Source organism: Streptomyces sp. LS-MS-L19 (genome assembly GCF_058382285.1).
Genome location: NZ_JBYCLL010000001.1, coordinates 3,137,256 through 3,148,928 on the forward strand (window position 1 = coordinate 3,137,256; position 11,673 = coordinate 3,148,928).

Annotated in this window: 8 protein-coding genes and 3 tRNA genes; 5 read left to right on the plus strand and 6 right to left on the minus strand. The window is 71.0% G+C overall.

The window, feature by feature from the left end:
- Positions 1-122: 122 nt before the first annotated feature.
- Together AC2XR2_RS13850 and AC2XR2_RS13855 are read right to left on the minus strand one after the other, a co-directional pair.
- A complete protein-coding gene (locus AC2XR2_RS13850; protein WP_491515186.1) occupies positions 123-1,355 on the minus strand; it encodes an MFS transporter in 1,233 nt (410 codons plus the stop codon).
- A 58-nt stretch (positions 1,356-1,413) separates the two neighbouring features.
- Positions 1,414-2,868 carry an MFS transporter gene (locus AC2XR2_RS13855; RefSeq protein WP_491515187.1) on the minus strand — a complete coding sequence of 485 codons (1,455 nt, stop codon included), beginning with the start codon at positions 2,866-2,868 and terminating at the stop codon, positions 1,414-1,416.
- 202 nt (positions 2,869-3,070) lie between these two features.
- Between AC2XR2_RS13855 and AC2XR2_RS13860 the strand changes: the two genes are divergently transcribed.
- Both AC2XR2_RS13860 and AC2XR2_RS13865 read left to right on the plus strand, forming a co-directional pair.
- On the plus strand, positions 3,071-3,952 hold the full coding sequence (locus AC2XR2_RS13860) for a helix-turn-helix transcriptional regulator (RefSeq protein WP_491515188.1): 882 nt from the start codon (positions 3,071-3,073) through the stop codon (positions 3,950-3,952).
- 153 nt (positions 3,953-4,105) lie between these two features.
- A complete protein-coding gene (locus AC2XR2_RS13865; RefSeq protein ID WP_491518449.1) occupies positions 4,106-6,217 on the plus strand; it encodes a laminin G domain-containing protein in 2,112 nt (703 codons plus the stop codon).
- 568 nt (positions 6,218-6,785) lie between these two features.
- On the opposite strand, the gene AC2XR2_RS13870 is transcribed toward AC2XR2_RS13865, so the two are convergent.
- On the minus strand, positions 6,786-7,943 hold the full coding sequence (locus AC2XR2_RS13870; RefSeq protein ID WP_491515189.1) for a DUF418 domain-containing protein: 1,158 nt from the start codon (positions 7,941-7,943) through the stop codon (positions 6,786-6,788).
- Here AC2XR2_RS13870 and AC2XR2_RS13875 point away from each other — a divergent pair.
- On the plus strand, positions 7,891-8,928 hold the full coding sequence (locus AC2XR2_RS13875) for a TetR/AcrR family transcriptional regulator (RefSeq protein WP_491515190.1): 1,038 nt from the start codon (positions 7,891-7,893) through the stop codon (positions 8,926-8,928). The two genes, AC2XR2_RS13870 and AC2XR2_RS13875, sit on opposite strands and share 53 nt — an antisense overlap.
- A 165-nt stretch (positions 8,929-9,093) precedes the next feature.
- On the opposite strand, the gene AC2XR2_RS13880 is transcribed toward AC2XR2_RS13875, so the two are convergent.
- From AC2XR2_RS13880 to AC2XR2_RS13890, 3 genes are all read right to left on the minus strand, one after another.
- A tRNA-Ile gene (locus AC2XR2_RS13880) sits at positions 9,094-9,167 on the minus strand.
- Positions 9,168-9,359: 192 nt separating this feature from the next.
- Positions 9,360-9,432: transfer RNA gene (locus AC2XR2_RS13885), tRNA-Asn, on the minus strand.
- A 6-nt stretch (positions 9,433-9,438) separates the two neighbouring features.
- A tRNA-Asn gene (locus AC2XR2_RS13890) sits at positions 9,439-9,511 on the minus strand.
- A 157-nt stretch (positions 9,512-9,668) separates the two neighbouring features.
- Between AC2XR2_RS13890 and AC2XR2_RS13895 the strand changes: the two genes are divergently transcribed.
- Together AC2XR2_RS13895 and AC2XR2_RS13900 are read left to right on the plus strand one after the other, a co-directional pair.
- The gene (locus AC2XR2_RS13895) at positions 9,669-9,974 is read left to right on the plus strand and encodes a hypothetical protein (protein ID WP_020136332.1); all 306 of its coding nucleotides are present in this window, start codon (positions 9,669-9,671) and stop codon (positions 9,972-9,974) included.
- Positions 9,975-10,091: 117 nt separating this feature from the next.
- Positions 10,092-11,528, plus strand: coding sequence for a xylulokinase (locus AC2XR2_RS13900; protein ID WP_381299862.1), 1,437 nt, complete (start codon positions 10,092-10,094; stop codon positions 11,526-11,528).
- Positions 11,529-11,673: the final 145 nt, after the last annotated feature.

Below are 11,673 nucleotides of genomic sequence, written 5' to 3' on the forward strand. Positions count from 1 at the left end.
GCGGGGCACGCCCTGGTCCTGAACCCCGCGGGGGGGGGGGAGAGGGGGCGGGGCACGCCCTGGTCCTGCACCCCCGCGGGCACGGCCGTTGCGCTGCCGCCGGCTGCCCGCCGTCTCCGCGCTCACACGGTCGCCTTCTCCGTGGCTCCGAGGCCGGTCCGTCGTGCGAGTTGCTGCCGCTGGGCCCAGGCGACGGTCGTCGGCGTCAGCAGGCCGGTCACCGCGAACAGGGCTCCCACGACGTACCACCCGGGGCGCCCCCAGGTGATGCACAGGGCGATCAGCAGCCCCGGCCCGAGGGCTTCGGCCAGTCCTGCGCCCAGGCCGAAGACGCCCAGGTACTGGCCGGTGGCGTGCCGAGGGGCCAGCGCGAAGGAGACTTCGAAGCCGGCGGCGGAGTGCCACAGTTCACCGACCGTGTGGATCACGACGCCGGTGACGAGCAGGCCCGCGGCGGCCCAGGCCGGTACTCCGGCGGACAGGGAGACGACCGAGCAGGAGAGGAGAAAGGCCACCCCCGCTCGCCGGTAGGCGCGTCCGCCCGCCTCGGGGGAGTCGATGTCCCGGCTGGCCCGTACCTGGAACAGGACGACGATGACGGTGCCCGTGAGCATGGTGCCGGAGATGAGCCAGTGCGGGGCGGCGGTGGCGCCGACGAGCCAGAGCGGGATGGCCACGGTGAGCACCTTGAACTGGATGGCCATGACGCCGTCGAGGATGGTGAGGAGCAGGTACGGCCGGTCCCTGAGGGCGATCCAGCGCGGGCCGTCGGCGCTCGGGAGGGGCGCGACCGGCGGGAGGAGTGCCAGCAGAACGGCGGAGACCACGAAGGCGACCGCGTTGCCGGCGACCATGAGCTGATAGGCGGTCACGGTGCCCACCTGCACCGCCCAGCCCGCCCCCACGGCGCCCACGGACACACCGACGTTGGTCACCGCACGGAGGTACGCCCGGAACTCCTGCGGCCGTTCTCCTCCGTAGTGCCGGATGAGCGGCGAACGGGCGGCCACCCCGGCCGCCTTCGCGGCGGCGGCCACGCAGACGACGAGCACGAACGGCCAGAAGCTGTCGGCCAGTACGAACCCGGCGGTGGCCAGTGCCTGGACCAGGAGAGTCGCCCCGTAGACCCCACGCGCCCCGCACCGATCCGCCAGATGCCCCACCCCGACGCCCGACACCAGCGCGAAGAGCCCGGCGACACCGAGCCCGAGTCCGACCTGACCGGCCGGAAGGCGTACGGCCTCGGTGAAGTACAGGACCCCGGCGGTCAGATAGAGCCCGCTGCCCACGGTGTAGACGAAGTTCGACGCGGCGAGGACGCGCTGGGGCCCGGAGTCCGGGATGAAACGGGGCATGGCGGGGCTCCAGGTCACCGACGACGAGTAAGGACCCGAACAGCTTGTTGCATATTACTTACGTCGACAAGACCGCACCCTCCGGACGAGACCGCGCACCACGCAGGAACACGGCGCTGGTGACGGCGCCGAGGAGGACGAGGGCGGCGTTGACCGCGATGGCCGTCTTCAGTCCGCCGAGGACCGCCGAGGCTCCTGTGCCGGTCATCGCGGCGGTGGCGAGGGCGCTCATGATCGGCGTGCCCATGGTGATCCCGATCTGCTGGGTCATGGTCGCGAGCCCGGTGGCCAGGCCCTGTTCGTGGTCGGCGAGACCGGAGGTGGCGGTGACCATGAAGCCGACGATGACGAGCATGTTGCCGACACCTCCGGCGAAGGTGGCGACGAGGAGCAGCCACAGCGAGGAGTGAGCGGTGCCGAGGCCGAGCAGGGCGGCCGTGCACACGGTCTGCAGGACGCCGCCGGTGATCAGCGTCTGTCCGGTGCCGGTCCTCCCGATGACCTTCGGGGCGACCGAGCCGCCGACGACCGTTCCGATGCCCAGCACACCGAAGGACAGACCGGCGGCCAGCGGGGAGAAGCCGAGCACCTCCTGGAGGTAGAGGGTCAGCAGGAAGACCAGGGAGGTCTCGGTGAGGAAGGCGATCAGACCGGCGACGTTGCCCCAGGCCACCGAACGCTTGCCGAGCACGCCGAGCGGCACCAGCGGGGCACTCGCCTTGCGCTCGACGGCCCAGAACACGATCAGCAACAGCACACCGGCCGTCGGCGGCAGCAGGGCGTTGGCGGAGCCCCAGCCGTGCTCACCGGCCTGGGTGAGGCCGAAGACGATGGCCAGCAGACCGAGGGTGACGCTGAGGGCGCCGGGCACGTCCAGCTTCGGGCGCTCGTCGGGCCGGGACTCCTTGATGACCGTCGGGGCGACGATCAGGACGGCGAGGGCGACGGGCACGTTGATGAAGAACGCCCAGCGCCAGGAGAGCAGGTCGGTCAGCAGGCCGCCGAGGATCGCGCCGGTGGTGAAGCCGGCGGACATCAAGGCCCCGTTGCGGCCGAGGGCCTTGTCCCGCAGCGGGCCCTCCGGGAACGAGGTCGTCAAGAGGGAGAGGCCGGCCGGAGTCACCGCGGCGGTCGCGAGACCCTGGAAGACGCGGGCCGTGATCAGCACCTCCGGGTTCTGTGCCAGGCCGCCCACGAGCGAGGCCGCGCCCAGCACCACCAGACCGCCGAGGAAGAGGCGGCGACGGCCGAAGAGGTCCGCGACCCGGCCGAACAACAGGGTGAAGCCCGCCGCGCACAGGGCGAACGCGGTGCCGATCCACGGCAGATCCGCCGGCGAGAAGCCCAGGCCCTCGCCGATCACCGGCAGCGCCACGTTCAGGATGGAGAAGTCCACGGCCAGCATGAACTGGGCCGCGAGCAGCAGCACCAGTACCAGCCGCAGGCGCGGGGTGAGGAGGGCCGGGGCCGGTCCCACGGCCGTACCGGCCGGGTCCGGATCGGTGACGGACATGACGTCGAGTCCCTTTCGTTCGAGCTTCGCCGGTGCGTCTGTCGTGCGCACCGCCGGCAAAGAGGCTCGTCCCGGCTCGGGACCCCAACCAGCACCCTGTCTCGCCCAGCCGCCACAAGGGTGGTCATCACATGACCACCCTCACGGCTCACCACCCGCTCGGCGGGCGGGCACCATGGAGGGAAGCGATCGGGAGGCATCGATGGACGCTCCGTCCGAACTGGGAGACTTCCTCAAGTCCCGCCGTGCCGCACTGCGCCCGGAGGACGTCGGCATCACCCCGCATCCGACCCGCCGCCGGGTCAGCGGGCTCCGCCGGGAGGAGCTGGCCATGCTCGCCGGGGTCAGCATCACCCACTACACCCGCCTCGAACAGGGCCGCGCCCTCAGCGCCTCGGACTCCGTGCTGGACGCGATCGCGCGCACCCTACGGCTGACCGACGACGAGACCGCGCATCTGAAGGACCTGGCCCGCCGCACCGCCACCACGACCCGCTCCACCACTCCCCGTGCGGAGCAGGCCGGCGCCTCGGCCCGGCAGTTGCTGGCGGCCATGTCGGAGGTGCCGGCACTGATCCTGGACCGCCGCAACGACGTACTGGCCTGGAACCGGCTGGGGCACGCGCTGCTCGCCGCGCATCTGCCCGCGGACAGCCCCGAGACGCCGGGCACCCGGCCCAATGTGACGCGGATGCTGTTCCTGGACGACCGCTACCGCGCCCTGTACACGGACTGGAACGACGAGGCGCAGCTCGCGGTCGCCTCGCTGCGGCTGATCGCCGGCCGTCACCCCGACGACCGCCGACTGACCGGGCTTGTCGGCCAACTCACCGTGCAGTGCGACGAGTTCGCCTCCCGCTGGGCCCGCCATCCGGTGCGCACCTGCACCTCGGGGGTGAAGCGGCTGCGTCACCCGTCGGTCGGCACGATGGACCTGAGCTTCGAGAACCTCGTCATCCCCGGCTCGTCCGGCCAGCGCCTGATCGCCTACACGGCCGAACCCGGCTCACCCTCCGAGGCGGCTCTGCGCCTGCTGGGCAGCACAGCCGTACCCGGGGTCGAGAGCACTGCCGTGACAGCGTGAGGCGGAGCGCGCCGGTCGGCCGGCAAACCCTTTCCGTGCTGTCAGTGGCCTCTGTTAGCTTCAGGCGCTCGTGTGATCCACGAGTGTCAAGCATTCACAGGGGAGGACCACTTGACCAGGTTCACGAGGACGGGCCGACGCAGACGGACGACGGTGGTGGGGAGTTGTGCGGCGGCCCTGTTGGCCACGGCTGCCGGGACGGCGTACGCGGTGGGCAACCTGCCGCCGAACCAACCGCTTGTCCAGGACCTCCAGTCGGGAGGCAAGGCATGCGCGACCGGTGACGACACGCCCTACGTTTCGGCGCCGCCGAGGCTCAGTGCGGTGCTGTACGACCCCGAGGAGGACAACCAGCCCTCCGAATCGAGCCCGCTGAGCGGCGAGTTCGAAGCCTGGTGGACGGACGCGGCCGGAGTGAAGCAGCAGCGTGGCTTCACCACCATCGTTCTTTCCTCGGGGTCGCGCCAGTACTGGACGATGCCGAACGACATCCCGGCGAACACCGTCGTCTCCTGGCATGTCCGCGCGAACGACGGCAAGGCGACCTCCCCGTGGAGCGACGAGGGCGACGGCGCGGTCTGCTCGTTCGTGTACGACGACGTGAGCCCGGTGAAGGCCACGATCACCTCTCCGGAATACCCCGACCCGGAGGACGTGTTCTGGGTGGACGGAGTGGGCGTCTACGGCCACTTCACCATGGACTCGCCCTCCGATGACGTGGTGTCGTACAAGTACGGCTTCATGGGCGGCCCTTACGGCACCGTCTCCGCGGAGCGGCCGGGCGCGGCCGTGACCATTCCGTACCTGCCGCTCTCCGCGGGACCCAAGTCGCTGGCGGTCCAAGCGATCGACAGGTCGGGCCGGATCAGCGGGGAGTCGCGCTACGACTTCAACGTGAAGGCCGGCCGTGCCCCCGTCGCCCGCTGGAAGCTGGACGACCCGGCGGACTCCACCTCGGCCGCCGCCGAGACCGGCACCGCCGCCCGTGCCGGGACCGGCGTGACCTTCGGCGGCCCGGCGCCCACAGGCACCACGGCCACCGCCACGGTCGGCCTCGACGGCAGCAGCCAGGCATTCCTCAGCCCGGACACCTCGGTGACCGACATCCGTAAGACCTTCGCGGTGAGCGCGTGGGTACGGCCCGCCGAGACCGACCGGGACATGACCGTCGTCAGCCAGGATGCCGACGAGCAGCCCGGCTTCGACCTCGGGCTGCGCCACCAGGACTCCGGGGCCGCATGGTCGTTCGCGATCGGCGGCGCACACGTGTCCGGCGGCGCGCCCGAGACCGGCGAGTGGGCCCATCTGCTGGGGCTGTACGACGCCGAGACCGGAAAGGCGCGGCTGTACGTCAACGGCCACGAGGCCGGCACCGCCGCCGACGCGACTCCCGCGGCGGCGGCCGGCCCTTTCCAGATCGGGCGTGCCCTCGGGACTGCCGGCTACGAGGACCAGTGGCACGGGGACATCGGTGACGTACAGGTTCACGACCGTGTCGTAGTGCCGGACGAGGTGACCGAACTCGCCCAACGCAAGCCGAAGTTGCTCGGCCACTGGTCGCTGGAGAACGCCACCGACGGGGTGAGCCCCGAGCAGTCGGACGGCGCGCCGCTGCGGCTCGGCGCGGGGGCCTCGATCTACCGGGGCTCCGACAGTTCCTGCATCCCGGAGATCGACCCGGACTGCACCTACGTGCCGCCGCCACTCGTCGGTGACGGGCATCTGGTGCTGGACGGCGAGAGCGGGTACGCCGCTGCTGACGGGCCCGTCGTGGACACCGGGGACAGTTTCACTCTCGGCGTCGTCGTTCGCCTCGCGGACTCCGAGCCCGCCCACCCGATGACCGTGCTCTCGCAGGCCGGCGAGCACAACGACGCCTTCAAGGTGCGCTACGAACCGTCCACGCACACCTGGCAACTGGTGATGCCGGAGAAGGACGAGGCCGGAGCCCCCGAGAAGGTGGTGTCCCAGATCGTGGGCGCGGACGGAGGCGAGGGCCAAGGCCATCGCCTCGCCGTGGTCTACGACGACGCCACCGACACGATCAAGCTCTTCCTCGACGGCCACACCAACGCCCAGGCGACCGCGAGCCTCCCCAACGGCTGGCACAGCACCGGTGCCCTCCAGATCGGCCGGGCGATGTCCGATGACGGCTGGGGCGAGTACCTGCACGGCGACGTGGACGAGGTACAGGCCTACGCGGGCGCGCTGACGGACAGGGGCGTCTCCGGCCTGGGCTCAGGTACGGACCCTTGTCTGTGCTGATCCCCTGATCCCTGACCTCCCCGACGGCCCGCCCGAACCCAGGTTCCGGCGGGCCGTCCTGGTCTGAGCTCGTTCCCGTCGTTGTCGGTCTCGACGCCGATTCCGGCCGCACCGTCAGCGCAGGACGGCGATCCGCTGCCCCCGACGGAACCGACTTCTGTTGGTGGGTTCGTTGGTGAGCTGAAGCCGCGGCGATGTGGGCCGTCACCCCGGGTATCGCAGGCGGGTCCGTCGGCGAGATCGGTCTGTGGTGGGGCCATGCTGACCGGGGGCCCGGCCAGCATGGGTCCGATGCTGCCGACCGGAGCTCGGCGGCGTGGAGGAGAGCGGGCAGGTCGCGGCGGCGGTGGAGGAAGGTGCGGTCGGCGGCGGCCGTCTGCCCTGGCTGTGCTTATGCGGTCCTTGTGGTGTGTACGCCGTGCAGGGTCCCGCCGAGCATCACGCGTTGTTCGGAGGTTGCTCCAACACCACCTGTCCGGATGGGCGTTGGGGCAGCAGCGGCGGATGCTGGAGCCGTGAGCGGCCCGGGCCGGGGTGGAGGCGGGAGCTTCACACCCCGGCCCGGGTCTCACCGGATGTGCTTCGCCGGCTTGGTGGCGGCGTTGAGCAGGTGCTCCAGGGGGCCGCGGCGGAAGAAGCGGGACCAGATCGCGGCGAACAGGATGGCTGCGAGGACGTACATGAGCAGGGGCAGCCAGGACTGTTGGGTGCCGGTTCCGGCGGGCGTGGACAGTGCGGTCTGGGCGAGGAAATGGCCGACGTAGGCGGTCAGGGACATGGTGCCCACGGCGATGACGGGCTTGGCCAGGCGGCGCAGTCGCGGCAGGCGGTCCATCGCCACCGTCGCACCCACGATCACGAGGATCGCGATGCCGACGCTGCCGACGATGTCGAACGTGGTGCCGCTGTGCGGGCCGCCCGTCAGGAGCATCGACGCCGGCATGTCGGGGAACGACCCCCCGTCGGGCATCGACCCGCTGCCGAGGGGCATCGACCCGGAGCCGCCGGACGACGACCCGTCTTGCGCGAGGCTCCGCAACGCGCCTTTGCCGGCGAGCAGCAGGGACGTGCCGTAGGCGACCGCGGTGAGGCCGGCGCCGAGCGCGGCCAGGCGCTTCTGGACGGTGCCGCTGGAGAGGTCGAGGCGGCCCAGCGCCATGCCCGCGATGACGAACGACATCCAGGTGAGCGCCGGGTAGAAGCCGGTGAGCAGCAGATCGAGGACGCCGACCTCACCGAGGTGGCGGAGCGGGTCGTAGGTGTTGATGCTCTGCTGGACCGACGGGGTCAGCAGCGAGGTGAGCAGGAACGCCAGCTGCGGTGCGACGAGGGCGAACGCGGCCGCGATGATCGCGAGGGTCCTGGCGCCCAGTCGCACCAGGGGCAGGGCGAGGAGGAAGTAGACGCCGTAGAAGCCGAGGATGATCACGCCCCCGTACTCCATCGCCATCACGGTGCCCAGCGCCAGGAGGATCACGGCACGGATCGCGATACGGGCCCTCGCCTGCCGGCCCGCCCGGCCGGTCCTGGGCTCGCGGCGGCCGGCGAGCAGCATCAGGGAGAACCCGGCGAGGGTGGCGAACAGGACCGACGAGTGACCGTCCGACATGTACCGGATCCAGCTGGCGACGCCGGTCGTGGCGGACAGCGGGGGGCCGATGTGCACGACGTACATGCCGAACACCGCCAGCGCGCGGGCCAGGTCCACCCCGACGAGGCGTCCCATCGAGGGACCGGGCGGGGCCGGGGACTCGGGTGGGGTCCGGTGCGGCGGAGGCGACTTCTCCTGCGGAGCGGACGTGTCCTGCAGAGCTGACGTCTCCTGCAGAGCTGACGTCTCCTGCGGCGGCTGTGTCTGTGTCATACGGAGAACCTCGCGTGGGCCTCCGGGTGCGGACCATCCGGCAGTCTTCGGGCTCTCCCCCGCCGACCGGCGGGTACGGCCCTGCCGACCGGCGGAGTCCGGTCCTGACCGGTCGGTCCGGTGCTGCCGGACGGGCGGTGTCGTTCAACCACTTCGCGCAAACCGCGCCGACGGGCGAGTGGCCCACCCGGCACGTAGAGGAGTGTGCGGTGCGATACAGGCGAAGATCGTCGACCATGAAGCGCGCCGAGCCGACCTGGCCCGAGCACTGTGGTCGGTGGTGCGACGCGACGGGGTGAACGCCGCATCGATCCGTGCGGTGGCCGCCGAAGCGGGATGGACCTACGGCTCGGTCGCCCACTACTTCAAGACCCGTGACGAGATGCTCCTGTTCGCCTACCGGCTCGCCTTCAGCCGCGAGCGGGAGCACTTTCCCGTCGGGAACGATCGGCTCAACGCGCTCGACCGGCTGGTAGGAGTGCTTCTGCGAGCTCTGCCGGTCGACGAGGCTTCGACCATCGACTTCCAGATCTGGCTCGCCTTCATGGGACGCGTGGCAGACGATCCGTCGCTCGCGGAGTCCGTTCGTCAGGAACACGACCTGTTCCACGACGACGTGCGCGTGCTCGTCGAAGAGGCGGTGGTGGCCGGTTTCCTGGGGCCGGAGCACGGGGTCGCGGCACTGGTGGAGACGGTGGTCACCTTCGTGAACGGACTGGGCGTCGTGGCCGCGCTGGACCCCAGGCACCACGGCCCCGAGCAGCTGGAGCGCAAGCTCAGGGATTTCCTGTCGAAGTTCGCCCCGACCGGCGGCGCCGCCACGGAAGCGCACCGCGAAGCCGGATGACACCGCTCCGGCCGATCGCCTTCACCCGCCGGCCGACCTCCGACCGCGGAAGCGCACCGGCCCGAACGGTGCGTGCCCACCCGATGCGAACTAACGCCTACGGCCCCAGAGTTGACCTGAATCCCACCCGGATGAGACGTTTCCGCAGGTCAGGGACGTGCACAGTGGGGCGGGTGGGACTCGAACCCACGGCCGACGGATTATGAGTCCGCTGCTCTAACCGGCTGAGCTACCGCCCCATAGCGGCGTGTCGCGTACATGTGTGCGCGCCGTCTGCCGCAGCATAGCCGCTCATACGATCTCCTGCTTCGCAGGGGCGACTTCGCATGCCCTTGAGGACTCCGCCGTGACCTGCACAGTTCCCTCGGACATGAAATCGGACATGAAAAAGGACCCCATCGGGGTCCTCCTTCGTGCTGTCCTCTTCCCTGCTCTCCCGACTGGACTCGAACCAGTAACCTGCCGGTTAACAGCCGGCTGCTCTGCCAATTGAGCTACGGAAGATCGAAGCTCCCCCGACTGGACTCGAACCAGTAACCTGCCGGTTAACAGCCGGCTGCTCTGCCAATTGAGCTACGGAGGATCGCCTCGGTGCATCGAACGTACCTCCCTGGGTATTCGCCAGGGGGCGGGCGCTCGCTGCGACACATACATTAGCGCAAGCAGGGGGGTGCTCCGCCAATCGGTTCCCCCGGCACCGACGTCGCACCGGAGACCACGCGAGAGAGAGGGCGGCCACCATGCGCTACAAGCTCACGTTCGTTGTCGGACTGACACTGGGTTACGTGCTGGGCACCCGTGCCGGGCGCGAGCGCTACGAACAGCTGAAGAAGTCCGCCCGTCAGGTCGCCCAGAACCCCGCGGTCCGCAACACCGCCGAGACGGCCGCCCAGCAGGGCCGCCAGTTCGCCGGCAAGGCGTACCACGTGGTCAGCGACAAGGTGGGTGACCGGGTGCCGGAGTCGGTGACCCAGCGGGTGCGCTCGCTGCGGGACCGCAACCACAACGGCGCCCCGGAGGACGACTGGGGCACCAGCAACACCTGAATCCCGGGGTGACGAAAACAACCCTGAAGCGCGGCGGACGGCGCGACCAGCCAGGACGATCCAGCGGCCGCCGTCGCCGCGCGCCGGGCACGACGCTACGCCCATAGAATTTGCGCCATGGGGATAGTCGCCGGGTTGGACAGCTCGCCCGAATTCACTCGCATCGTGGTCTGCGACGCAGACTCGGGAGCCGTGCTCAAACAGGGGTACGCGCCACACCCGGTCGAGGGCCGTCCGTCCGACGTCGACCCCCAGGCCTGGCTCCTCTCCCTCGGTGAGGCGGCCGGCGGGGGCCTCCTCGAAGGCGTGCAGGCCATCGGGGTGTCGGCCCAGCAGAACGCGGTCGTGCCGCTCGACGCCCAGGGCAACACCGTCCGCCCCGCCATGGTCGGCGGCGACAAGCGCGCCCAGGTCGCCGCGGCCGACCTCGTCGACGCGCTCGGCGGTCGCGAGGCGTGGGCCCAGGCGGTGGGGTGTGTCCCGCAGGCCGCCCAGCCCGTCACCAAGCTGCGCTGGCTGAACAAGACCGAACCCGACGCCGCCCTGCGCACCGCCGTGCTGCTCCAGGCGCACGACTGGCTGGTGTGGCAGCTGCTCGGCCGCCCGGTCAGGAGAACCACCGACCGCGGCGGCGCCTCCGGCACCGGCTACTGGTCCGCCGCCACCGGCTCCTACCGTTCCGACCTGGTCGAGCTGGCCCTCGGCCACCAGGCGATGCTCCCCGAGGTGATCGGCCCGGCGGAAGCGGCCGGTACGACCCCGGAGGGGCTGCTGATCTCCGCCGGCACCGGCGAGACCATGGCCGCCGCCTTCGGGCTCGGCATCGGGCTCGGGGACGCGGTCGTCTCGCTGGGCGCCTCCGGGTCCGTGATGGCCGTCCACCCCGAGGCCCTCGTCGACAACACCGGGATGATCACCTCCCTGGCCGACGCGACCGGCATGCACCTGCCCGTCGTCACCACCCTGAACGCCGTACGGACCCTGCGCGGGGCCGTCGAGATGCTCGGGCTGAACGACCTGGAGAGCCTGTCCGACCTGGCGATGAAGTCCACGCCGGGCTCCCACGGGCTCGTCCTGCTGCCCTATCTGGAGGGTGAGCGGACTCCGAACCTGCCGCACACGGCGGGCACGCTCAGCGGGCTGCGGCGGGAGTCGATGAAGCCGGAGCACCTGGCGCGGGCCGCGTTCGAGGGCATGCTGTGCGGGCTCGCCGACGCGCTGGACGTGCTGCGCGGGAGAGGCGTCGAGGTGCGGCGGGTCTTCCTGCTGGGGGCGGCCGCCGAGCTGTCCGCCGTACAGGCCGCCGCGCCCGCGCTGTTCGGCGCGCAGGTCGTCGTGCCGCAGCCGGCGGACTACGCGGCGATCGGTGCCGCCCGGCAGGCGGCCTGGGCGCTCGGGGTCTCGCAGGGCACGCTGGACCCGCGCACCCCGCCGATGTGGCAGGGGCCGGCCGCGCAGGTCCTGGAACCGGGCGAGGAACTGGCCGTGGGACAGGCGGTGCGCCAGCAGTTCGTGTCGGTACGGGAGCAGATGTACCCGGGAGCGTTCCGCTAGCCCGAAAGCAAGGTCCGGAAGGTAAGACTCCGGTAGGAGTCGGCCGTCACCGGCCCCCGTAAGGCCGTACCGCGCACTGCTCTCGGCTTAATCGGTTGAGGTAACGCGGGTGGAGTGTCCGACGATAGGGGCCAGGGGCAACCAA

Excerpts from the sequence above, each read along its gene's own strand:
- AC2XR2_RS13855 (WP_491515187.1), bottom strand. The coding sequence starts at position 2,868 with ATGTCCGTCACCGATCCGGACCCGGCCGGTACGGCCGTGGGACCGGCC.
- AC2XR2_RS13895 (WP_020136332.1), top strand. The coding sequence starts at position 9,669 with ATGCGCTACAAGCTCACGTTCGTTGTCGGACTGACACTGGGTTACGTG.
- AC2XR2_RS13860 (WP_491515188.1), top strand. The coding sequence starts at position 3,071 with ATGGACGCTCCGTCCGAACTGGGAGACTTCCTCAAGTCCCGCCGTGCC.
- AC2XR2_RS13850 (WP_491515186.1), bottom strand. The coding sequence starts at position 1,355 with ATGCCCCGTTTCATCCCGGACTCCGGGCCCCAGCGCGTCCTCGCCGCG.
- AC2XR2_RS13900 (WP_381299862.1), top strand. The coding sequence starts at position 10,092 with ATGGGGATAGTCGCCGGGTTGGACAGCTCGCCCGAATTCACTCGCATC.
- AC2XR2_RS13870 (WP_491515189.1), bottom strand. The coding sequence starts at position 7,943 with ATGGGACGCCTCGTCGGGGTGGACCTGGCCCGCGCGCTGGCGGTGTTC.
- AC2XR2_RS13875 (WP_491515190.1), top strand. The coding sequence starts at position 7,891 with ATGCCGAACACCGCCAGCGCGCGGGCCAGGTCCACCCCGACGAGGCGT.